Source organism: Sorangium sp. So ce381, from assembly GCF_051473845.1.
Taxonomy (GTDB): domain Bacteria; phylum Myxococcota_A; class Polyangia; order Polyangiales; family Polyangiaceae; genus Sorangium; species Sorangium atrum.
This window is the reverse complement of record NZ_CP150336.1, coordinates 8,162,890-8,185,715: the sequence shown is the minus strand read 5'-3', so window position 1 is coordinate 8,185,715 and position 22,826 is coordinate 8,162,890. Positions and strand designations below refer to the sequence as shown.

The 22,826-nt window shown below is 68.8% G+C and carries 15 protein-coding genes; 10 read left to right on the top strand and 5 right to left on the bottom strand.

Features of this window, described 5'->3' with window-relative positions:
• The first annotated feature begins 202 nt into the window (after nt 1-202).
• The gene (locus WMF29_RS30235; RefSeq protein ID WP_437323611.1) at nt 203-1,432 is read left to right on the top strand and encodes a flavin-dependent oxidoreductase; all 1,230 of its coding nucleotides are present in this window, start codon (nt 203-205) and stop codon (nt 1,430-1,432) included.
• Nucleotides 1,433-1,598: 166 nt separating this feature from the next.
• On the opposite strand, the gene WMF29_RS30230 is transcribed toward WMF29_RS30235, so the two are convergent.
• Nucleotides 1,599-3,263 carry a glycoside hydrolase family 43 protein gene (locus WMF29_RS30230; RefSeq protein ID WP_437323610.1) on the bottom strand — a complete coding sequence of 555 codons (1,665 nt, stop codon included), beginning with the start codon at nt 3,261-3,263 and terminating at the stop codon, nt 1,599-1,601.
• Between the two features lie 581 nt (nt 3,264-3,844).
• Here WMF29_RS30230 and WMF29_RS30225 point away from each other — a divergent pair.
• On the top strand, nt 3,845-4,264 hold the full coding sequence (locus WMF29_RS30225; RefSeq protein ID WP_437323609.1) for a hypothetical protein: 420 nt from the start codon (nt 3,845-3,847) through the stop codon (nt 4,262-4,264).
• A 227-nt stretch (nt 4,265-4,491) separates the two neighbouring features.
• Here WMF29_RS30225 and WMF29_RS30220 read toward each other — a convergent pair whose 3' ends face one another.
• Nucleotides 4,492-5,043, bottom strand: a complete 552-nt coding sequence (locus WMF29_RS30220; protein ID WP_437323608.1) for a DUF1993 domain-containing protein — start codon at nt 5,041-5,043, stop codon at nt 4,492-4,494.
• A 604-nt stretch (nt 5,044-5,647) separates the two neighbouring features.
• Here WMF29_RS30220 and WMF29_RS30215 point away from each other — a divergent pair.
• The 8 genes from WMF29_RS30215 (at nt 5,648) to WMF29_RS30180 (ending at nt 19,023) form a co-directional block, all read left to right on the top strand.
• The gene (locus tag WMF29_RS30215) at nt 5,648-6,100 is read left to right on the top strand and encodes a CBS domain-containing protein (RefSeq protein ID WP_437323607.1); all 453 of its coding nucleotides are present in this window, start codon (nt 5,648-5,650) and stop codon (nt 6,098-6,100) included.
• Between the two features lie 52 nt (nt 6,101-6,152).
• Complete coding sequence (locus tag WMF29_RS30210) at nt 6,153-7,115, top strand: cyclase family protein (protein ID WP_437323606.1); 963 nt, start codon at nt 6,153-6,155, stop codon at nt 7,113-7,115.
• A 479-nt stretch (nt 7,116-7,594) separates the two neighbouring features.
• Nucleotides 7,595-7,939 (top strand): hypothetical protein, encoded by a 345-nt coding sequence (locus WMF29_RS30205; protein ID WP_437323605.1) that lies wholly within the window; start codon nt 7,595-7,597, stop codon nt 7,937-7,939.
• A gap of 343 nt (nt 7,940-8,282) precedes the next feature.
• Nucleotides 8,283-10,823: an AAA-like domain-containing protein gene (locus tag WMF29_RS30200; protein ID WP_437323604.1), complete on the top strand. Its 2,541-nt coding sequence runs from the start codon at nt 8,283-8,285 to the stop codon at nt 10,821-10,823.
• On the top strand, nt 10,820-11,329 hold the full coding sequence (locus tag WMF29_RS30195; RefSeq protein WP_437331182.1) for an AAA-like domain-containing protein: 510 nt from the start codon (nt 10,820-10,822) through the stop codon (nt 11,327-11,329). Before WMF29_RS30200 ends, WMF29_RS30195 begins: the two co-directional genes overlap by 4 nt.
• A gap of 117 nt (nt 11,330-11,446) precedes the next feature.
• Complete coding sequence (locus WMF29_RS30190; RefSeq protein WP_437323603.1) at nt 11,447-13,123, top strand: hypothetical protein; 1,677 nt, start codon at nt 11,447-11,449, stop codon at nt 13,121-13,123.
• Nucleotides 13,124-13,134: 11 nt separating this feature from the next.
• The gene (locus WMF29_RS30185) at nt 13,135-13,329 is read left to right on the top strand and encodes a hypothetical protein (protein WP_437323602.1); all 195 of its coding nucleotides are present in this window, start codon (nt 13,135-13,137) and stop codon (nt 13,327-13,329) included.
• Between the two features lie 63 nt (nt 13,330-13,392).
• Nucleotides 13,393-19,023 carry an AAA family ATPase gene (locus tag WMF29_RS30180; protein ID WP_437323601.1) on the top strand — a complete coding sequence of 1,877 codons (5,631 nt, stop codon included), beginning with the start codon at nt 13,393-13,395 and terminating at the stop codon, nt 19,021-19,023.
• Here the strand turns inward: WMF29_RS30180 and WMF29_RS30175 are convergent.
• The 3 genes from WMF29_RS30175 to WMF29_RS30165 are packed head-to-tail and all read right to left on the bottom strand — an operon-like array spanning nt 19,020 to nt 22,464.
• Complete coding sequence (locus WMF29_RS30175) at nt 19,020-20,192, bottom strand: YcaO-like family protein (protein WP_437323600.1); 1,173 nt, start codon at nt 20,190-20,192, stop codon at nt 19,020-19,022. The genes WMF29_RS30180 and WMF29_RS30175 overlap by 4 nt on opposite strands.
• The gene (locus tag WMF29_RS30170) at nt 20,189-21,643 is read right to left on the bottom strand and encodes a TfuA-like protein (protein WP_437323599.1); all 1,455 of its coding nucleotides are present in this window, start codon (nt 21,641-21,643) and stop codon (nt 20,189-20,191) included. The genes WMF29_RS30175 and WMF29_RS30170 overlap by 4 nt, the downstream gene beginning before the upstream one ends.
• 2 nt (nt 21,644-21,645) lie before the next feature.
• On the bottom strand, nt 21,646-22,464 hold the full coding sequence (locus WMF29_RS30165) for a class I SAM-dependent methyltransferase (RefSeq protein ID WP_437323598.1): 819 nt from the start codon (nt 22,462-22,464) through the stop codon (nt 21,646-21,648).
• Nucleotides 22,465-22,826 lie beyond the last annotated feature (362 nt).

The window sequence follows — 22,826 nt, the reverse complement described above, 5'->3', positions numbered from 1 at the left end:
GAGCACGCTGACGGACGCCAGGTACGTGCTGTCCTCGAGCGACGGCGAGGTCATCATGGTAAGGAACTGTGGACCGCTCGGCGCGCTCGTTTCAATGCTCGGCGGCTGCGACGATGACCCTCCGCGGCCGCCGTGACGGCGATCGAGAGGGCGGCGGCTTCAACAAGGGGCGGCGTCGAGCCGCATGTCTACGGGAGGACCTATGCAAGTGATCGTCGCGGGCGCCGGGATCGGCGGCCTGGCCGCGGCTCTGGCGCTGCACGCGTCGGGTCATGAGGTGACGGTGTTCGAGGCGGCGCCCACCGTCCTGCCGCTCGGGGTCGGCATCAACCTCCTGCCCCACGCCGTCGAGGTGCTGGGCGAGCTGGGTCTCTTCGAGGCCCTGTTGGCCCAGGGGATAGCGACCCGCGAGCTTATCTATTTCAACCGCTTCGGCCAGCGCATCTGGGGCGAGCCCCGCGGCCGCTTCGCGGGTCATGCCACGCCGCAGCTCTCCCTTCACCGCGGCGCCCTCCAAAGTGTGCTGTTCGACGCCGCCGTCGAGCGGCTGGGCACCGATCGGGTGCTCTGCGATCGGCGTTTCTCGGGCCACGACGAGGGCGAGGGCCGCATCGCGGCGCGCTTCCACGATCGCGCGGGCGCGGCGTGGAAGGTTTCCGCCGACCTCCTGATCTGCGCCGACGGCATCCACTCGGCGGCGCGCGCCGGCCTCTATCCGGACGAGGGGCCGCCGATCTACGGCGGTCGCATGCTCTGGCGGGCGACCACCCTGGCGGCGCCCTTCCTCACCGGCGCCAGCATGATCATTGCCGGACATCAGGACCAGAAGTTCGTCGCCTATCCGATCTCCCCACCGGGGCCGGACGGCCGCCAGACGATCAACTGGGCCGCCGATCTCGCGATCGCCAGGAGCCTGCGACGGGAGGACTGGAACCGGCTGGGCGACCCCGCCGACTTCCTGCCCAGGTTCGAGGCCTGGCGCTTCGGCTGGCTGGATGTGCCCGACCTGATCCGGGGCGCCGAAGCGATCTACGAGTTCCCGCTCGTCGACCGCGATCCCCTGCCGCGCTGGAGCCATGGGCGCATGACGCTGCTGGGCGACGCCGCCCATCCCATGTATCCGAACGGCTCCAACGGGGCGAGCCAGGCCATCCTGGACGCCCGCGCGCTGGTCCGCGCGCTCGCCGCCCATGCCGATCCGGTGGAAGCGCTGGCCGCCTACGAGGCCGAGCGCCTGCCCGCTACCGCCGCCATCGTCGCGGCCAATCGCCGCAACGGTCCGGAGCAATGCTTGCAGATCGCTTATGAGCGCGCGCCCGACGGCTTCGACCGTATCGAGGACGTCTTCGCCCCCGGCGAGCTGGAGGCCATCGCCGCCCGCTACAGGGCGCTGACCGGCCTGAAGCGCGCCTCGGAGCCCCTCGTGCGCTGACGAGAGCCCCCGGCGCGCTCGCGGATCCAGGTGTTTGCGGGATTGCGCCGGGACCTCGCCGCTGCTGCCGCTCAGGCGCAGTCCCGCAAACGCCTGTTCGTTTTCGCCAACCTAGGCAGCGATGCCGACCGCCGTTCGCAGCGATCAGCGACCGGATCGCGAGCGCCTACCGGCGCCGACGCCCGAGAACGAGCGCAGAAGCGACCAGCCAGAGGGCGACGGCGCTTCCGCCGTTCCCGGTGCTCGCGCCCGTCCGGCAAGCGCACGAGCCGTCCGAGTCGTCGCCGTCCGCGTCGTTCCCACCGGAGGATCCGGCGCTGCCGCTGCTGCCCGAGCCGGCGGTGCCGGTCGTTCCGCTGGTGCTTCCGGTGACCGAGCCGCCGCTGCCCGAGGTCGTGCCCCCGGCGACGGCGCTGCCGCCGGTGCCCGACGTCGCGCCCCCGGCGCCGTCGCTGCCACCGCTGCCGCCCGCTCCCGGGTCCGAGCCGCCTCCGCCGCCTCCGCCGCCTCCGTCGCCCCCGTCACCCGGCATGGTGGGTCCGGTAAACCGCCACCAGTTGAACTTGAAGAGGTCGCCGCCGCCACCGACGAACTTCAGGAACAAGTCGTGTTTCCCGCTGCCCCCGCTGACCGCACAGGTCTTGGTGGTCCAGGACGTCGCGCCCGAGACGTCACACGTCCCGAGCAGCGTGCCGTTCTGACTGTCGAGGTGAAGCTCGATCTTCGCGTTGCCGGCTGCGGACGACACCCGAGCCTCGAAGGAGGTCACGCCGTCCAGGAAATCGACGTCCTTCACCTTGATGTAGTCGCCATTGCTGATGGACGTGACGTTCATGCCGCCGCCGGTGTCGGTGCACACCTCGGTCTTGAGCCCTGACGAGAAGGCGATGGTCTCGGCCTCGACTTGCTTGAACGGATCCAGCGTGGCGATGGCGGGCGGTCCGTTCGTGGACATCGTGAGCTTCGGGATGCTGCCGTCGGCGCCGTACTTGAACTCCTCCACGCACACCGAGCGCTTGAAGTCACCGCCGCCCGGCAATGCGCTGTTGTGATAGAAAAAGTACGAGTGCCCCTTGTAGTCGACGACGCCGGGGTGATTGGTGAAGGTGCGGCCAGCGTCCATGACGTCGCCGCGGATGTTCCAGGGCCCGGTCGGACTGTTGCTGGTCGCGTAGCTGATCTTCTCGCTCCCGGCGATGGCGGCGTAGACCATGTAGTACAGCGACCCTCGCTTGTAGAACCACGGCCCCTCGGTGAAGCCATTCAACGCCACGTTGGTGATGTTTCCCGAGGTGGTGATCATGTCCGAGTTCAGCTTCACGTACCGGAGGGTGCCATTCCCCCAGTACATGTAGGCCTGGCCATCGTCGTCGACGAACACCGTCGGGTCGATGTTGCCGGATCCCTGCTGGGCCAGCGCCTTTCCCAGCGGGTCCATGAACGGGCCTGCCACATTGTCCGATACGCCCACGCCGATCTTCGCGCCGGTGGCGTTGTTCAGCGGTACGTACAGATAGTACTTGCCGTTCCTGGCGATACCCTGCGGCGCCCACGCGTCGCCGGTTCCCCAGCTGAAGGTCTTGTAGCCCGCGGGCGTGCCGTGGTCGGTCCAGTTGACCATGTCCGTGGTAGAGTACAAGTGCCAGTCGTTCATGGTGTAGAAGTTGTTCACCGACACGTCTTCGTCGTGTGACGTGTAGAGGTACAACCTGCCTTCGTGCACCATGGGAGCGGGGTCGGCCGTGTAGGAGGTCTGCACGATCGGGTTGTCCGCCCGAGCGGGGGACGGAATCGCGGCGGCGGTGGCCAGCGCCATCGCCGACAGGGTCATTCTTCTTGCTCGGTACCACGTTGTGTTAAGGCGCACGTTGAATCCTCTCGCGAGCGGAATTACCGGCGCCCCGCACCCCTGGTGCTGACTCGACGGAGGCGCCCATCAGATGGGAGGATGGCCCGCGCAAAGGCACGCAGGACGACCCACCCATGGCAAAGAACAAGTATTCCCTTTCGAAATGTGAACGATCACATTCCTGGTGTCAAACCCAAACGACCGGCCCGAGCGGATCCTCGATCCCGAAGGGGGACAGCGCCGGCGGGCTCATCCGGGGCGCCGCGTCACGGGGCGGGGCGAGCGCCGGACCGCGGTGATCGCCGGCCCGATGCGCTCGATGCCGACCCGCGCCGACCCGCGCCGACCCGCGCCGACCTGTCAACGGACGGCTGGCGCTCGATGCCGCGGGCGGCCGGCTCCCTGGGTATCGCCTCTTGTGCGCGTCGACTCGAGCGCGCGCTCCGGCCAGGAGCTCGCCCCATCCTCGGCCGATTTGGATTGACGTCGGCAATGTGAACGATCACATTTCGTGCTGCGATGGGGTGGTTGAGCTTGCTTTTCACCAGACCAGGAGACGTCAGATGTCGATGAGCATGAAGCTGATGGGGGCCATGATCATGAGCGCCAGCATTGGCATTGCCGGCGGCTTTGCGGGCGCAGCGTGGGCCGCGGGCGAGGCGGCGGACGTCCCCGCATCGGTCGCCGAGGGGAAGGATTTCGGCTGCGGCGCAAAAGGACAGAAGGCCTGTCCGATGCAGGGCTGGATGAAGACGGTGATGCAGTCGGCGACCACGAGCGGCGACGGCGCGAAGATCGCGTCGGCGCTGGACTATGTGGCGTCGAAGCCGCCGCCCGGGATGTCGAAGTGGGTCGCGATCTCGAAGGAAGGCGCGGAGAAGGCCAAGAAGGGCGATATCGACGGCGCCAAGGCGAGCTGCAAGGCCTGCCATGATCTGTACAAGGCGGAGTACAAGGCGAAGCACCGTGACGCCGCCTTCTGAGGCGCCGCGCCCCGCTCTCGCCTTCTCCGTGCCTCGCGCAGGGCGCGCGCTCTGCCGTGAATCAGACAGAGCAGATTGAAATTATTGATATCCCGCCCGCGTCCGCCGCATCGTCGCAGAAATCCTGGCGGGACTGTCCCGCCGGGGCGAACCGTCGAGCGCGCCGCTCGCATGGACGCGCTGCCGGAGCCTTGCGGGTCGCCAGCGGGAGGGGCGACCGTTGATGGTTACTGCCGTCCGCTTGCCTCGGCAGGCGGGGTGCCGCGCAGCGCGTAGCCGATGTGGGCCAGGTAGTCGGCCTTGCCGATCTGGACACCCTGGTTGCGCAGGATGTCGTAGGCCGTGACCAGGTGGAAATAGAAGTTGGGGAACGCAAAGTCGCGCAGGAACTGCTCGCCTGTGAACTCCACGGACAGGTCGGCCGCCTGCGGGAAGGCGATCGTGCGCGTCTCCGCACCCCGGTAGCGGTCGGCCGCGACGGACTCGACGTAGGAGATGGTGCGCTCGATCCGGGCCTTGAGGCCGGCGAGGTCGGCGTCGGCGTCGGCCTCGGCCACCGCCGGCGGCTCCTCGCCCACGAGCCGCGCGACGCCGAAGCGGGCCTGGTCGCAGACGAAGCACACCTGCATCGAGAGCGGCAGCATATCGGGGGCGAGCCGGAGCTGGGCGAGCGCAGCACCGTCGTGGCCCTGCGCCGCTGCCTTGTCGAGCAGGGCGGAGAGGTTGCGCAGGAAGGGTGCGAAGGTCCCGGCCGTCAGGCTGTGCAGGGCGATGGTCATGGGCGTCTCCTTGGGTCTCGGTCGGTCGGCGGCCTCTCGGCCGCGCTCGCGTCGGCGTGCACGCAGGTCGTGAAGCCGAAGCCCGGCGGCGCCCAGAGCACCCTGTCCGGTCGCCCCCCGGGGATATGCCCCCTCCCCGAGGCGCGCTCCCCCCGTCCCGGTGGCGAGGATGTCCGGCGTCACGCCTGGATGCATGAACACGGCGCGACGCGAACCATTTGCTCGGGGCACGGCACCATCGGCGTAGCCACGCTTCGGGACAATCGGGTCGCTTCGCGGGCTCGAGCTCGCGAGCGCGCTCGGAGGAGACGGCGAGAGCCCGCGGAGCCATTGCGGGGCGACGACGTGTGGCGCGGCTCTCGTCCCGAGACGGCGGAGGCACAGAGCGCTGCCTCGGGCTCGTCGTCCTCCTCGACGTCGTGCTCGATCTCGAGATGCCCGTGCCGCCGGAGGTAACGGAGCATCCGCTCTAGGACCTGACCGACCTCGCGCGTTCGCAGGTGACCGAGCTCGTTCCACACGAGCTCGGTGCCGTCTTCGTGATAAGCCCCGTCGAGGAAGACCACGTGCAGAGTGCGACAGCGGCAACAAGTACCTCTCGAAAATGTACAACGACTTCTGGATGGCCGATCAAGGCTTCACCGATCGGCTGCCGACAGGGCATCTGCGCGACGTGATCACGCGGCGCCACTCGGAGAGGGCGGTCGTCACCGTGCAGCGCGGGGACGCGCTCCTCGTCGCCTACGCGAGGATGAAGCTCTATGACGTGTCGCAGCTGCCTGTCCTGGAGGACGGCAAGATCGTCGGCTTGTTGGACGAGTCGGACCTGCTGCTCGCCGCCGTGGACGACGCGTCGCGCTTCCAGCAGCCGGTGGAGACGGCGATGACGACGCGGCTCCGGACCGTCGACGTGCGCACGCCGATCCGGGACCTGCTCCCGATGTTCGACGCCGGGCTCGTGCCGATCGTGACGGACGGGGACGAGTTCGTGGGGCTGGTGACGCGCATCGATCTGATCAAGCATCTGCGGCGCCGGGTGAAGCTGCACGAGGTGTGAGCCGCGGCACCGCGCCTTGTGGTGTGGGCGGGCCTGTGGTGACATGGGCGCCATGCACAAGGCGGATGAACTCAGCACGTTCTCGTTCCAGGTGAGCGCCAGGCGGGCAGCGGCCGGCGTGGTGTGTTCGGGGGCGGTGGCCCTCGCGGGCTGCGTGGCGGGGGGGCCGGGCGCGGCGGGGGGCGCTGGCGCGGCGGCGGCGCCGGCCGCCGCGGCGGCGGTGTCGGCGGGACCGGCGGAGGGCGGCGGCGCGGCGGGGGGGACGGCTGCCGCGCAGGGGGCGCTGGGAGGGATCGATCTCGCGTCGGCGCGGGTCGTCGACCTGTCGCACCCGATCACGCCGGAGATGCCCCTCTTCCCGGGGAGCAAGCCGTACGCCACGCAGACGCTGGGGACGGTCGAGAAGGACGGGTATTACATCAACCGGTTCTCGATGGACGAGCACGCGGGCACGCACGTGGACGCGCCGGTGCACTTCAAGACCGGGACGGCGACCGTCGAGCAGATCGCGCCGGAGCACCTCGTGGGGTCCGCGGCGGTCGTGGACGTGACGGCGAAGGTGGCGGCGAGCCCGGATCATCAGCTCACCGTGGAGGACCTCCGCGGCTGGGAGGCGCGGCACGGGGCCCTCGGCCCGAGGCATATCGTGCTCGTCCGGACCGGCTGGGCGGCGCGCTGGGGCGATCCCGCGCGGTACCAGAACCAGGACGCAAAGGGCGTCATGCATTTTCCCGGCGTCTCGGTGGAGGCGAGCCGGTACCTGCACGAGCGCGGCGTGCGCGGCATCGGGATCGACACGCTCTCGACCGATCCCGGGCCGAGCCAGACGTTCGAACAGCACAAGACGTTCCTCGGGGCCGGTGGGTACCATATCGAGAACCTGGCCAACCTGGACCAGCTGCCGGAGACGGGGGCGGTCGTGATGGTCGCGCCGCTGCCGCTCGCGCGCGGGAGCGGCGCGCCGGCGCGGGTGCTGGCGCTGGTGCCGGCGGGCGGGGGAGGCGGCGCGCGGTAAGGACTGGTTGCTGAGGCGTCGCCGGGGGCGGCGGCCGGTGTTCTGGTAGCGTGGACCAAACAATGGGTAGCCCCCGACGCCGCGTGGCGTCATGGCGGTTCGCATCCCAGCCCGACTTCCCGCAGTCGAGGTACGGTTCTGCGCCGCGACCCACGCGCGCATCGAGGTGTGATGGAGCGGGGAGCAGAAGATGCGTGCTTCGCCGGCTCGGAACCGCGCGCCGCTTCGCCGGCAACATCCTGCCGTCACTGGCGCGCAAATACTTGCCGGACGAATCGTCCCCGGTAAGCGGTTGCCGCGCGACCCAGATCCAACGGCGGATTCAGCGTATCTCCTTGAATCGCTCAAGCCCCCCCAATGGCACGATGGCTGCAATTGCCGTGTGCGTGGGCGCTTAGGAGGTCCTGGGTACCCTCGACTACCGGGAGCCCGGTAGCCACGGATCATCTCGCTCTCATCCAAGAATGGAGGAATGAATCATGGCCGCTCGCAGCACGAACTGGACGATCACCAACGCCACGTCTTCCGACTTGAGCCTCTCCTCGTCGAAGCTCGAGCATGGCGTGTGGGCGAGCAACCCGCCGCAGGTCATCAAGCCTGGCAAGACGGCGGCGTTCTGCGCCGAGTCGGATGGCATGATGACCGGCGACGAGGGCACGATCATCTACACGTCCCCTGACGGCGACTTCGTCTTCCACTTCGACAATCCCTACATCGGAACAGACGGGTACAACGTGGGATGCCCGCACGGCTACGATCACAAGACGAACCAGCAGACCGGGAACGATCAGACGCTCAGCACCCGCTGCTTCAAGATCGACTGACGCTGGGCCGGTCGTGCGGTGCGGTTCGCCCTCCCCCTCACCTGAGGGAGCCGCACCGCGCGGCGCGTCGGTCGCGAAGGGCGTCGCTCTAACGTCGGGCGACCGATCGAGCGCCGACCGATGCCACGACGGAACGGACGAGTCTGTCTGCAACTGGGTAAAGCATCCACCTCGTGACGAGAGTGCTAACTCCCCGCGCGCTCGGCGCGTCAATTCTAGACATGGCGGAATTTGGCTTCGCTGGATCGTCGCTGGCGAGCCGCAGAGAGACGTCGCAACCACCTCGTCACATTCTGCACTTTCTAAAAGCAAGGACTGGGTGTAGCCTGCGCAAATAAAGGCGGTGTCCAGCGCAGAGGAGACAGTTAGCCTCGAGGAAACGCTGCTCGACAAGTACCGCGTCGAGCGCGTGCTCGGGGAGGGGGGCATGGGCGTCGTGCTCGCGGCGAGGCACATCGACCTCGGTCAGCTCTTCGCTATCAAGCTCCTGCGCCGCGGCACGAGCTCCAATGCCAGCACCGTGAGCCGGTTCATGCGCGAGGCGCGCGCCGCGGCGCGCCTCACCAACGATCACGTCGCCAGGGTGTATGACGTGGGCCGCCTGGACAACGGCGCGCCTTACATGGTCATGGAGTACCTCGAGGGGAGCGATCTCAGCCAGGTCGTCTGCAGCCGCGGTGCGCTGCCGCTCGACGAGGTGGTGGTGCTCGTGCAGCAGGCGTGCGACGCGATCGCCGAGGCGCACGCGCTCGGCATTGTTCACCGGGACCTCAAGCTAGCGAATCTCTTCCTCACCCGCCGCCGCAACGGTGAGCCTTTTCTGAAGGTGCTCGACTTCGGCATCTCGAAGCAGCCCGAGGACGCTGAACAACTCACGAAGCCGGGCGCGATCGTCGGCTCGCCCCGCTACATGTCGCCGGAGCAGATAAGCGACCCCAAGACCGTTGACGGGCGCAGCGACATCTGGGCCATGGGCGTGATCTTGTACGAGCTCACGACGGGAAAGCCGCCCTTCGAGGGGAAGGGCCTGCCCGAGCTCATCATGAACGTGTTCTCCTCCGTTCCGCCATCGCCGAGCCGCTTGCGGCCTGAGCTGCCGGCGGCGTTCGACGAGGTGGTCGCGCGCTGCCTGTGCAAGCACCGCGACGGGCGGTACGCGACGATCGCGGAGTTCGCCGCTGCCGTGGGGTCGATCGTGGGCGCGCGTGGCGAGCGGCCTCGGTCGGGTGCGACGCAGGGGGGCGCTACCCTCAAGGATACGTCCACGCTGGAGGTGCAGCACGAGCCTCCGCTCACGCCGACGCCCCTCGAGGGCATGGGAGAGCGCTCGAAGGCGCTCCCGGAGCCGAGGGTGTTCATCAGCTGCCGCGGGGACGTTGCGGAGGACGTCGAGGTCGCGCTGTCGTTCTACGATGCGCTGGTCGCCGCCGGCGTGTCTCCTTTTCTGGGCCCGAAGAACGTCCTCGAGAGCGACAACTGGGTGCGTGCGGTATCCCAGGCGCTGCGCGGCTGCGACGCGTTCTTGCTGCTGCTCTCCGAGAAGGCCGCGGTGAGCGAGATGGTCGCTGCCGAGCTCGATCTGGCGAGACAGCTGCGCGAGGGCCAGGCAGGGAGGCCGCACATCGTGCCTGTCCGGATTGGTGTTGCGGAGGGCGCATCGCAGGGCCATCCCTTGCAGGAGCGATTGCAAGATCTGCAAGGAATCGGGTGGAGCGGCCTCGAAGACACTCCCGCCGTCGTCCGCTTCCTGCTCGAGAAGATCGGTCGGCGCGACCTGGCGCGGCGCAGGCCAGCGCGTGAGGCGAGGGGGTCGACCGTGGTGCCGCCGAGGAGCACGCCCCGGTCCACGGAGGACGTCCCGCTCGAGCTCCCGGGCGGCGTCGTCAGCGCGCAGTCGCCGTACTACGTCGTTCGGCCCTCGCTCGAGGAGGCCTGCCTGCGAGAGATCAAGCGGGACGGCGCGCTGGTTCGCATCAAGGGCCCCAGGCAGATGGGCAAGACCTCGCTCATGGCACGGCTCCTGGGTCACGCCGCGAGGACGGGCGCGCGCACCGTGAGCATCAACCTGCAGATGGCCGACGGCGCGATCGTGGGCGACCTGAACCGCTTCTTGCGCTGGCTTTGCGCGGTCGTCACCCGGCGGCTGAAGCTGCCGTCGGCGCGCATCGACGACGCCTGGGACGAGATCTTCGGCGCCAAGGACAACTGCACGGCCTACTTCGAGGAGCACCTCTTGCTAGAGGGTGAGCCGCTGGTGCTCGCGCTGGACAACGTCGATCGGATCTTCGAGTCACCTGGGACAGCGGAGGAGCTGCTGGCCCTGCTGCGAGCGTGGCACGAGATGAGCAAGAGCCAGGAGCCGTGGCGCAACCTGCGGCTCGTGCTCGCCTACTCGACAGAGATGTACCTGCCGATGAACATCAACCGCTCGCCGTTCAACGTCGGCCTGCCGGTCGCGCTGTCCGAGTGGGACGCCGGCATGGTGCACGGGATCGCGCGGCGCCATGGGCTGGCCTGGGATGCATCGGAGGTCGACGGGCTGATGAGCCTGCTCGGCGGGCACCCGCACCTCGTGCGGATCGCCTTGTACCATATCGCGCAGGGCATGAGCCTCTCGGACGTGCTGGCGACGGCCGCCACCGACCAGGGCTTGTTCGCCGATCACCTCAAACATCTCTTGTGGCAGCTCCAGCGCCAGCCGGAGCTCCACGAGGCCGCCCGGCGTGTGATGGCGGCCGCGGAGCCCGTGCGGCTCCGCACGGAGCTCGGCTTCAAGCTGGTGAGCCTGGGGCTCGTGCGGCTCGAGGGCAACGAGGTGCGGCCTGCCAGAGAGATCTACCGGCGCTACCTGAGCGAGCGCCTCTCCGCCGACGCGGAGCGCTGACGGGCGGGCGCGATGTCTGCTGGACAGGCGCTCGACCGGAAGCGCACAGGCTATATGAGAAGCGGTTCTACACTCGACACAGGAATACCTATGAACGTGTCAATCTCGGCACAACGATTCACATCGACCTCCGGGAGGGGGAGGTGCGGTCGTTGATGGATCTGCTGGGCGGGCACCCGCACCTCGTGCGGATTGCGCTGTACCATGTGGCAAGGGGGATGAGCCTCGCCGAGGTGCTCGCGACGGCCGCCACGGATCAGGGGCTATTCGCGGACCACCTGAAGCACCTCCTGTGGGAGCTCACGCGGCGGCCGGAGCTGCACGAAGCGGCGCGCCAGGTGATGACGTCGGCGGAGCCTGCGCGGCTCCGCACGGACCTCGCGTTCAAGCTGGTGAGCCTGGGGGTGGGGCAGCTCCGGGGCAATGATGTGGTAGCGGCGTGCGAGCTGTACCGGCGGTACCTGGGGGAGCGGCTGCCAGTGCATGGGAGTGGCGAAAACGGTTGAGGTCTTAGGGGGTCTTAGGGGCGGTGGGGGCGCACTGGACGGAGGATTTCTGCTTTGCAAGCTGGGCGGCACAGGCTTATTTCGAAAAAGGCTGGTTGAAGCACGAGGAGGGAACGCATGACGACGATGGCGGACGACGAGAAGGCTGGCGGGCGCATGACCAGCGACCTACGAGACAAGATCCTGATTGCCGAAGGGCTGCGACGCGACAGGAAGTCACAAAAAGCGGAGCAACTCTTCGCGCAGCTGGAGAACGAGAAAGACCTCTCAAGCATTCAGCAGCGGTGGATCCAGGCACATCACGCCGCGGCGATCCTCGACCAATACCTACCCCTCAGCGACCTGGAGGACAGGCTCGACAAGGCGGAGGGTATGCTGCTCGAGCTGCTGGATGCCAAAGCCGGCTTGCCCGACGACCCCTCCGGAGCGAAGGTTGATTATCCTTGGGCCTGGGCGCGGCTGGGCGACGTATACCGGCAGCGGGGTAACCTGCCCTCGCTGGCCGTCACCCCGAACAAGTTGTACGGCGTCCAGGCCGGGGCCGAGAGTCCAGGGGTCCGGCTCACTGACCTTAACAACCTCGCCGATTACAAGAACGCCGAGAGGTGCTTCGAGATCGCGCTGTATCAGCGCCCCAACTACCCGTGGGGCCATGCTCATTACGCTGCCCTCCTGGTCAATCGCCGTCGTTACGCCAGCGTCGGTCTGGGTCGCGATCGTGACGCAGGCACCAAGTGTGACGAAGACATCGACAAGGCGCGGAAGCAGATCAATAAGGCCCTCGAAGCATACGCTTATTTCTATCCTTGGGCGCTCTTCTACCGGGGATGCGTCCACTTCTACTCCTGCCTCAACGCCTTGGCGAAGCATATGTACGGCAACGCGCCCGGTGATGAGAAAACGGAGTTTCTCTTCATGGCGTACTCCATCATCCTCGCGCTGCTCCAGGACCAGCCGGCCATGTACCGGCATCCCATACAGCCGGGCGCGATCGGTCGCGACGAATACCTGTCGATGGCCTACGATCTCTTCGACTTCCTCCCGCGACTGGCCTTATGCGGTGTCCCCCCAAACGACGCCAACCTAAACGACGCCAACAGCAGGCTAAAGTTCATCGAGTACATCGAGGACGCCGTAAAAGCCGGCAAGCCGGTCCTGGCGGTCGACGACAAGCTCCCTGGCTCGGAGCGCGTCCGTTTCCTGTACGCGGAGCTGTGCCTGGTCTACTACAAGACACGGATCCCCGGGGCCTTCCCCGATCCAATAGAGCGGGAGAAGCTGATATCCGAGACGGTCGAGCGCGCACGCGACGAGTTCGATAGCGCCCGCCTCCAGCTCGGTGGGAAGGCACTCTGGACTGCGCTGGCCAGCGGCTCGCAGCTCATCCTCCTCCGTGTCTTCGACGTCCTGATGATCCTGCTCAAGATCGGCGTCATACTGAAGACGTTCCAGCAGGAAGTCCACGGCATAGCCAAAAACATCGTCGTAGAGGAGCTGGGGAAAGTCCTCGACGATGCGCGCCAAATCAACGCGCCCCTTGGCGTGCTCAAGGCACTGGGACAGGATGAGCAGGTGGACGTCAACCTCGAGCAGGTGGACGTCAACCTCACGCTGGAGAAGATCGCCAACCTCCTCCTCGCCTCCCCGAAGGACAACGAGTGGTTGTTGGCGCCGCTCTGGCTTCTGACCCCCGACAGGGTGGAGGTCCTCAAGGAGTTCCTCGTGTTCGAAGCTAAGGATGAGCGCTCGGCGGAAGTGCTGCTCTCAGCCCGGCGCCGACCCACTCAACCGTGAGGAGAAAAACCATGTGGACGAATGACGATCCCTCGAAATGGCCATCATCGGACAATCTGTCGCCGGCAGAACTCGCGCGGAGCATCGGCGCTGCCGCGTTTTTGGATCCGGGCGAGGACGAGACGTCGGATCCGGATGATTTTCCCTGGAAGGAACCGGGGAAGGAACCGGAGCGCCCCGGAGACGGCGACGAGCCTCAGCAATGACGGCCCTACTCGAGGTCACCGCCCACCTCGCCGGCTGCGCAAGGCCGCTGCCAGGAGTCACCCATGTTCTTCGCCGCAGGTTATGAGACGCGGAGCCAGCTCCACGAGAGCGAGCAATCGCTAGTATTCCGCGCCGTCCGCGAGGCCGACGGGCTCCTGGTGATCCTCAAGGTGCTCAAGGACGTCCGGCCCACGCCGGAGCGCATTGCGCGGTTCAAGCGCGAGTACCAGATAGTCAAGGGGTTGAATCTCCCCGGCGTCGTCAAGGCGCACGACTTCGTACACTCCGGTCGCCACTGGCTCTTCGTCCAGGAAGACTTCGGCGGCGAGTCGCTCGCGCAGTTGGTGCTCGCCGGCCGCATCGAGGTCGGCGAGTTCCTAGCTGTCGCGGGCTCGATCGCGGGGCATGTGGCCGACGTCCACCAAGAGGCCGTCATCCACAAGGATCTCAACCCTGCCAACATCGTGTTCGATCGCGGCTCGGGCGCGGTCAAGCTCATCGACTTTGGCATCGCCACGCGGCTCTCGCGCGAGACGGTCGCGTTCGACCACCCGAGTCAACTCGAGGGCACGCCAGCGTACCTGTCGCCCGAGCAGACGGGCAGGATCAACCAGCCGCTGGATCACCGCGCCGATCTCTACTCGCTGGGCTGCACCTTCTACGAGCTGCTCACGGGCCGGCCGCCGTACGAGGCCGCGGATCTCGTCGAGCTGCTCCACTATCACCTGGCGCGTGCCCCGGAGCCCCTGCGCGCGCGGCGCCCCGACGTCCCACCCATCCTGTCCGCGATCATCGAGAAGTTGATGGCCAAGAACGCCTCCGGTCGGTACCAGTCGGCCCGCGGGCTGCAATCCGATCTGGACCGGTGCCGGCGCGCGTGGCGCGCGGAGGGCCACGTCCCTTCGATCACGCTGGGGTCGCACGACGTCGCCCAGCGCCTCTCTCCACCGACGCGCCTGTACGGCCGCAGCGCCGAGGTCGACCTGCTGCTCTCGGCGTTCGAGCGGGCCGCGGCAGGGGCGACCGAGCTCGTCATGGTGTCGGGCCATCCGGGCGTTGGCAAGTCGGCGTTGGTCAAGGAGCTGTACCGTCCGGTGACCCAGAGGCGCGGCTTCTTCGTTGCCGGCAAATTCGACCAGATTCAGCGCGACACACCGTATGGTCCGATTGTCTCCGCGCTGGACGGCCTTATCGGTTACGTGCTGATGGAGCCCCCCGCGCCAATGGCCGCGTGGGCCGCTGCCATCCACGCTGCCTCCGCCGGTATATTGCCCGCGCTCACGGGGCTCCTCCCGCGCCTCGAGCTGCTCCATGGCCGGCTGCCCGCCGGCCCTACGCCGGCCGCCGAGGCTGGACGATATTTCATCGAGGCGCTCGCCGGCCTCGTCCGGGTCTTCGCCGGCCCCGAGCATCCGTTGGTGCTGTTCATCGATGATCTGCAATGGGCCGACGGCGCCTCGCTCGACCTCATCAAACGCCTGATGACGGGCACGCCCATCCCTCATTTGCTCATCGTCAGCGCGTACCGGCACAACGAGGCGCCGGCGGCCCACCCGCTGCGCGCCATGCTCGCGGACGTCCGAGCCGCCGGCGTCTCGATGCGCGAACTCCACCTCGAGCCGCTCGACGCCGAGGACAGTGCCGCGCTCCTCGCGGACACGCTGCACCGCGAGATCGAGGACGTTCGCGAGCCGGCCCAGCTGATCCACCAGAAGACCGGGGGCAATCCTCTGTTCGTCCAGACCTTCCTCGACACGCTAGTGGCTCGCGGCGTGGTCACGCTCGATCACGCCGCGGGCGTCTGGCGATGGGACGCGGAGGGCCTCCGGCTGCTCGACCTCAGCGATAATGTTGTCGAGATCCTGATCGAGAGCTTGCAGGAGCTGCCGTCCCCCACGCGCGACCTGCTCGCACAGGCCGCGTACATCGGCAACCACTTCGAGCTGGGGCTCCTCGCGGCTGTCGCGGGCCGCGCGGCGGAAGAGGTGGCCCAGGCGCTCATGCCGGCGCTCGCCAGGCAATACCTCATTCCCACGACGGGAGACTACCGCCTCTTCGATGCCGGCATCGAGGGCTTGTCCGAGCGTATCGACGTCGCCTACAAGTTCGGGCACGATCGCATCCAGCAGGCCGCGTACGGTCTCCGCGCAGCCGGGGAGCACGCCGCGATCCATCTGCGCATCGGCCGCGCCATGCGCGCATACTACACCGGCAAGTCGGCCGATGCCCACCTGCTCGCGATCGTCAATCAGCTCAACCAAGCCCGCCGCCTCATCGAGGACGAGGACGAGCGGCGCGATGTCGCCACCCTCGACCTCAAGGCCGGGAGGAGGGCGCGGGCAGCCGTCGCCAACGCCGCGGCGCTCGCGTACTTCGAGCACGGCCTTGTGTTGCTCGGCGCCCCTCCGGACGGAGAGTCGGAGCCGTCCGGCGTGTCACCCGCCGTCCATGAACGCGCGTTCCGCGCAGGCTACGCGCAGGCCCTGGCGCTGACCGAAGGCGCCGCGGACGCCGCCTATCTCGTCCCCGATTTCGCAACCATGGAGCGGCACCTCGACGCGCTCTTGCGCCATGCGAGCCAGTTCATGGAGCGTGTGAACGCGCTTCAGATCCGGATCGACGCGCACGTCGCTCGGTATCAGTTTCCCGCGGCCATCGCCACGGCACGCGAGATCCTCGAGCCGCTCGGCGTCGCGCTGCCCGTCGAGCCGGCCGAGGCGGACGTCGAGGCCGCGTTCCTGCAGGTCGAGCGTGAGATGGGCCCACGGAGGCCCCGCGACCTCCTGGACCTCGCCGACATCGATGACGCCGAGCCGAAGGCCGCGCTCCACATCCTGAGCAGCCTCCGCGCGCCCACATACCTGACGCAGCCGCTCCTGGCGCCGCTCGTCGCTGCAGAGATGGTGCTCCTGTCCCTGCGCCACGGGCTCTCCGACGACTCGATCAACGGTTTTATTTTCTACGGGATGGCGCTGTGCGGCCGCGATCGCCTCGACCTTGGCTATGAGTTCGGCTGCTTGGCCGAGTCGCTGGTGGAGAAGCGTCGGAGCAAGGCCCTGGTGCCCGACGTAGCGGTGCTGGGGAACGCGTACATCTTTCACTGGCAGAGGCCGATGCGCGACGCGGTCCCCAAGATGCGAGACGGGTACCGCGCGGGCCTGGAGACCGGCAACATCGCGGCCGCCGCCAACTGCCTCCAGGGCAGTTCGGCGATGGGGTTCCTCTCCGGGAGCAATCTCGCGCAGCTCGACGAACAGTACGCCGAGAGCGCCGTGGCCCTGGAGAGGCACAAGCAGGGCCCGTTCCTCATGTATCTGCGGCTGTATCACCAAGCGGTCCGCAATCTCCGCGGCCTCAGCCGCGAGCCCACACGCTTGCAGGGAGACACGTACGACGAGGCTACGGAGTTGCCCGTCCACGAGCGGACGGGCGATATGAGCGCGATCTTCAGCCTGCACTTTCTCAGGACGATCCTCTGCTACCATTTTCACGACTACAAAGAGGCGCTCCGGCTCGTCCGCGTGGTCGAGAAGGGCAATCAGCCCGGCTCGTCGTTCATTCCTATCACGTTCTTGTACCAATGTCTGTCTCTGCTCGCGACGCATGGTGATGCCCCGCTGGAGGAACAACCCGCGATCCTTCGAGAGGCCGGCGCCCTGGTCGAGCGCATGAAACGGTGGGGCGCGGAGTGTCCCGTCAACTATGCCCACAAGTATCACCTGATGGCCGCCGAGCTCGCCCGCGTCACCGGCCGCATCTCCGAGGCGCGCGATCATTACGACAGAGCGATCGACCTCGCGCACGAGCACGAATACACCCACGAAGAGGGGTTGGCCCTCGAGCGCGCCGCGCTGTTCTTCCTCGATCGCGGCGACACTCGCCTCGCGGGTCATTACATGCGCGACGCCCATTACACCTACGGCGTGTGGGGCGGGGCCGCGAAGCGTGATTTCCTGCGCCGCCGCTACGGCTATCTCCTCGAGCGCGAGGGCACCGGGCGCGTGCGCGCTGCGGGGCAGCCCCGGGCCGAAGCGAAGGCTTCCACGACCACGACCACGACCAGCGAGCTTGGGGATCTGGACCTCGGGACGCTGCTCGCGGCCACGCGCGCCGTCACCCGCGAAACCGATTTCCGCCGGCTCCTCGAGACGGTCATGCAGGTGTCACTCGTGAACGCCGGCGCGGAGCGCGGCTTCCTCGTCCTCGCGCGCGACGAGCAGCTCATCGTCAAGGCGCGCGGCGAGATCGTCGACGACGCGCGGTTCGAATCGCTGTCGCTGGCGCTCCACGATCAGGACGGCATCGCCCGCTCGGTCGTGCAGTACGTCGCGCGCACGGCGCAGCCGGTGCTGCTCGCCGACGCCGCCGCGGAGGGGATGTTCATCAACGACCCCCACGTCCGCGCGAGCGGCTGCCGATCGCTCCTCTGCGTGCCCATCCTGTACCAGGGCCGCCTGGTCGCCGTCTCCTACCTCGAGAACAACCGGGCCGCGTCGGTGTTCAACGAGGACCGGCTCGACGTCCTCACGCTCTTGATGGGTCAGGCCGCGGTGTCGATCGAGAACGCGCTGCTCAAGGAGTCCGACGAGCTCCGCGACCTCCACTTCCGCGTCGGAGGCAGCCTCCCCGCCGACTCGCCCGCGTACGTGCGCCGCGAGGCCGACGCGCTGCTCGCCGACAACATCCGCCGGGGAGAGCTCTCGTACGTGTTCAACACCCGGCAGATGGGCAAGTCGAGCCTGCGCGTCCGCGCCGTCGATCGGCTCGGAAAGGCCGGCGTCGCCTGCGTCTCGATCGACCTCACGTCGATCGGCTCGCGCGAGGTCACCGCCGAGCAGTGGTACGCCGGCGTCGCGCGCATGCTGGTGACCGGCCTCGGCCTGCAGCGGGATCTCGATCTCCGCCGGTGGTGGCGCGACAGGGCCGACTTCTCGCCCGTGCAGCGGCTCGACGCGCTGATCGACGAGGAGATCCTCGCCCGCGTTGACAAGCCGATCGCCGTCTTCGTCGACGAGGTCGACGCGGTCCTCGGACTCGACTTCTCGCCCGACGACTTCTTCGCGCTGGTGCGGCTGTTCTACAACCGCCGAGCCTCCGATCCCCGGTACGCGCGCCTCACCTTCATCCTCCTCGGCGTGGCCACGCCGACCGATCTCGTCCGCGACAAGCTCCGCACGCCGTTCAACATTGGACGCGCCGTGCCGCTCGCCGGCTTCCGCTACGACGAGGCGCTGAGCCTCGCGCCCGGCCTCTCGCGCGCCGGCGACGGCGAGCAGATCCTCCGCGCGGTGCTCGACTGGTCGGGGGGCCAGCCCTTCCTCACGCAGAAGCTCTGCCGGCTCGTCGTGGAGGACGAGTCCCGCCCGCCCGCCGGCAAGGAGCGCGCGTGGGTGGCCAACCTGGTGCGATCGAGGGTGATCGACAGGTGGCGCCATCGCGACGAGCCGGAGCACCTCAAGACGGTCGAGGCCCGCATCCTGCGCGCCCCCGGCGACGTCGCGGCGCTCCTCACGTTGTACCGGCGGATCCGCGAACAGGGCGAGGTGGACGCCGGCGAGTCGCCCCTCGAAGGGACGCTCCTCCTCTCGGGCCTCGTGACGCAGGCGTTCGACAAGCTGCGCGTCGGCAACCCGATCTACGCCGCGGTCTTCGACGATGACTGGATCGACGCCGGGCTCTCCGCGCGCGGCTAGAACAGCGCGGGCTCGTACCGCAGGCTCGGCGCGAGCACCTTGACCACCGAGAGCCCCGGCGCGGGGCAGCGCAGGTCGACCCGGTACACGCGATCGTGCCCTGCCTCCCGCAGCATCGAGAGCACCGCCCCGAGCGCCGCGTCGAGCCCCCCCTCATACGTGCCCACCTCCGCGCGCGCCTCCGGCGCGAGCGCGTCGAAGAAATGGAACGCGCGGCTCTCGCCGGCGTTCTCCGCGCCCTCCACCTGGGCGACGTACACGGGCTTTCCGACGATGTCGTCGCGCGAGCCGTGGATCATCGTCAGGCGCGACTGCACGGCCTCCGTGAGCGCGCGGGAGAGCGCCACGGCCGCGTCGAGGTGCGCCCCGTAGCCCACGTTCAGCGTCGACACCCCGGCGAACGGCTCCCGGTTGAGGAGCACGGCCCAGTAGGTGGGGATCGGCAGGCCGGAGAGCACCTTGAGGAGCACCACCTTGGTCCTCGAGCGCTCGATCCTCGCGACCACCGCGGCGAGATCGGGGTCGGTCACCGTGGCGGGATCGAGCACGCGGCAGGACCCGCGCACGTCGAGCCGATCGTCGCGGACGAGGCGCGCCACCGCGTCGCGCTCGACGACCTCGTAGAGCCCGTGCAGGGTCGCCTCGACGAGATCGTTGCCCGAGGCGAGCCCGTTGGTGTTGGTGCGGCACGGCGTCGGTTCGCAAAAATAGGCGGCGCCGGCGGGCACCCACACGGGGCCGCCGCGGACCAAGTCCTCGGCCTCGACCCAGTCGATGCGGAAGCGATCGCCGAAGAACCGCCCTGCCCGGGCCACCCATTCGGGAAGCGCGTCGACGCGGCACCCCGCGGCGGTGAGCTCCGCGGAGCTCGCGCGGCGGAGGAGCGCAGGATCGGGGCGCTCCGCGACGTCGAGCTCCACGGACTCCATCAGCGCCGAGACCCTGGCGGCGTCACGCGTCAGGCCCTTGCCCGCCGAGCTCTGGAGCACCCGCCCGCGAGGCCGGATCGCCACATACACCGGCACCCCGAGGTCGGCGTCGAGCCCGGTGACCTCGGCGCAGCGGGTGATGCCGAAGTCGAGGAGGTGCGGCGCGAGCCGCGCCAGCGTCTCCTCCGGCGAGACCAGGCGATGGGTGCCGCGGCGAAACGCAGGAGAGGGCGCGCTCACGCCGCGCTCTCCTCCCAGCTCGCGGCGAGCGCGGCGACCGAGCCCGTGATCTGCAGCGCAGCGAGCAGCTCGGCGGACAGCGACCAGGTCGTGTACCCGAAGTGGACCGGCCCCTTCTCCAAGGCCCAGATGGCCTGGAAGAGAGGTTCGCGCAGCGAGGCGTCGACGGCGCGGAGCGCGTCGCGCCAGCGGTCGGTCAGCGCCTGCGCGGCCTTCGGCCCCGGGGCGGCGCCTGCGAGCCGGCACCACGCGGCGACGTAGGGCAGCGCGCAGAGGAGGCCGGACCGATCGCAGAGGGGCCGCAGGGCCTCGATGTCGGGCTCGGGAGGCCACGGGCCTTCGTCTCCCGGCGCCGGCAGAGACGGGATGCCGAAGCGCTCGGGGGGCTGCGTGAGGAGCCACGTCCAGACGAGGTGCCGCGCCAGGAGGTCGCGTTGCTCGGCCTCGGTGAGCCCGTTAGCGCGAAGCCACGTGGTACGGGAAGGGATCGCGGCGCGGGCGTGGATGACCGCCTCCAGGGCGGTGATCTCGTCCGCCGGAACCACCACCCCGCGCTCCCGCGCCCACGCGAGGGCGAAGAACCGCGCTCCGAGCGACCACGAGAGCGCCCGGCGACGGCCCGGGGACGAGAGCAGGCGATCGACGAGCGCCCGTCCCTCCAGCCGCTCTCCGCGGGCGCGGGGAAAGGCGCGCTTCATGAGCCGCTGATGATCGTGATACGAGCGCGCGTACAAGGGACCGGCCATAGGGGCCGCGTGTGCTGCGCGCGCGCCCGCCACGGAGTCCGGCGCGCCCAGGTGCAGAGCCGCGCTCTCGAGCGCCTCGATCGCGTCCCGCCGCTTGAGGTCGAGCGCGGGGTCGAGGAGGAGCGCGTCGAGCCGCGCGCGGCGGGGCTCGTCGATCGCCCGGGCGGCCTCGGAGAGCGCCTCCCTCGTCCGCTGCCAGAAGGGCATCGATTTCATCGCCGCGCTCAGCGACGCGGCCTCGCCGGGCTCCAGGATACCCGCGGAGACCGCCTCCTCCAGCCGGAAGCGGACGTTCACGAGCGGCTCGGAGAGCGGGCGGTAGCCGTGCTCGGCGCCGGCGTACAGCAGCGCGACCTCATCGTCGCCGTCGATCGCGCCGGAGGCGTACCACCGGTACGCCGTCCCGACGCCAATCATCCCGTAGGCGCAGAGCTCCGCGGCGCGCAGGGCGCCCATACTCGCTGCGCCATAGACGCGGATCCCGCTCTCCATCGCGTCGAGGATCTCGCGATGCCACACCGGCGCGCGGCCGTGGAAGACCCCGTCGACGAGCACGACGGTGCGCACGTCGCCGCCGATGAGGCGGTAAACGTCGCCGAACCCGGCAGGAGGCAGGTACTGGGCGTCGAGGATCTCGAGCGCGCGCGACGCCGGCAGGGTCGGCCCCAGGAACACGACCACGTCGCTGCGGCGGGCCGTTTCCACGATCACCGCGGGGCCGCGCGGCGGCAGACGGAGAGGCGCATCCCCATGCTGCACGTGAGCAGGCCGTCCTCGCCGGCGAGGGGCGTCCAGGCGCCGAGGAGCCTCTGCTCGAGCGCGGCCTTCTGCGGCGCAGGCAGCCGGAAGACGTCGTACACCAGCGCGAGCATCGACGCGAACCGCTCAGGCGTCGCCCGCGCTCGGACGACGAAGTCCCGGAGGTGGACGCGCTCGGGGTCGAACGGCCCGGCGTGGAGGAGATCGCGCAGCCCCTCGGCCGCGTACACCCGGGAGTCGCCCAGCCGGAGGCGGAGCATGCCCGCCTCGGCCGTGACGCGACCGACCTCCCGCCGGTGGATCGCGAACACGGGATCGCGGAGAGGCCGGTTGACGACGGAGATGAAGAGCCCTCCCGGCGCGAGGACGCGGCCGACCTCGGCGAGGATCGGCTCGATCGGAGCCATGAGCATGAGGGCCATGTGACAGACGACGATGTCGACCGAGCCCTCGGGCAGCGAGAGCGCGGACGCGTCCTCGCAGCGGAGGTCGGCGCCCGCGCCGAGGCGCGCGCGGGCAGCGGCCAGCTCCTCGGCGCTCCGGTCCACGCCGGCGAGATCGCCGAAGCCCCGCTGCGCGAGCAATGCCAGGAGGTAGCCGTCTCCGCAGGCCAGATCCAGGACCCGCGCGTCCCGCGGGAGAGCGTCCGTCTCCTCCGCGAGCACCTCGTAGGAGGAACGCCCCTCGGCGTCCCGAAAGCCCTCAAGCATGGAGTGCGTCTTGCCCGGCTGTGCGTGATAGCGATCGATCAGCGTCTGGTCGTCCATGGGGACCTTTGCTCGCGCGCGCTGCGGTAGCGTACGTGTTCCTGGAGGCATGTGGCGAGCAATCGGCCTCCCGCGAGGCTTCGCGGATCGCTGGGCAACCTGCATTCGACGACGGCGCGGGTCGCCGTCAGTACCCCCGCCGAGCGGCGTCGCGTCGCCGACGTGGCCGTCGACGTTCGATCTGCTCGGCTTCACGCATCACTGGGGCAGGTCGCGGCGAGGCAACTGGGCGATCAAACGCAGGACCGCCAAGGACCGCTTCAGCCGCGCGTTGCGGCGCTCGTAGCGAACCCGTGTCCCGAAGAGCCGGATGCGGGGATTCCGCGCGTCCGGATCTGTGGGGGGCCGGGGGGTAGTCGATC

Coding starts and splice junctions, on each gene's coding strand:
- WMF29_RS30235 (WP_437323611.1), top strand. CDS start 203: ATGCAAGTGATCGTCGCGGGCGCCGGGATCGGCGGCCTGGCCGCGGCT.
- WMF29_RS30230 (WP_437323610.1), bottom strand. CDS start 3,263: ATGACCCTGTCGGCGATGGCGCTGGCCACCGCCGCCGCGATTCCGTCC.
- WMF29_RS30225 (WP_437323609.1), top strand. CDS start 3,845: ATGTCGATGAGCATGAAGCTGATGGGGGCCATGATCATGAGCGCCAGC.
- WMF29_RS30220 (WP_437323608.1), bottom strand. CDS start 5,043: ATGACCATCGCCCTGCACAGCCTGACGGCCGGGACCTTCGCACCCTTC.
- WMF29_RS30215 (WP_437323607.1), top strand. CDS start 5,648: ATGTACAACGACTTCTGGATGGCCGATCAAGGCTTCACCGATCGGCTG.
- WMF29_RS30210 (WP_437323606.1), top strand. CDS start 6,153: ATGCACAAGGCGGATGAACTCAGCACGTTCTCGTTCCAGGTGAGCGCC.
- WMF29_RS30205 (WP_437323605.1), top strand. CDS start 7,595: ATGGCCGCTCGCAGCACGAACTGGACGATCACCAACGCCACGTCTTCC.
- WMF29_RS30190 (WP_437323603.1), top strand. CDS start 11,447: ATGACGACGATGGCGGACGACGAGAAGGCTGGCGGGCGCATGACCAGC.
- WMF29_RS30185 (WP_437323602.1), top strand. CDS start 13,135: ATGTGGACGAATGACGATCCCTCGAAATGGCCATCATCGGACAATCTG.
- WMF29_RS30180 (WP_437323601.1), top strand. CDS start 13,393: ATGTTCTTCGCCGCAGGTTATGAGACGCGGAGCCAGCTCCACGAGAGC.
- WMF29_RS30165 (WP_437323598.1), bottom strand. CDS start 22,464: ATGGACGACCAGACGCTGATCGATCGCTATCACGCACAGCCGGGCAAG.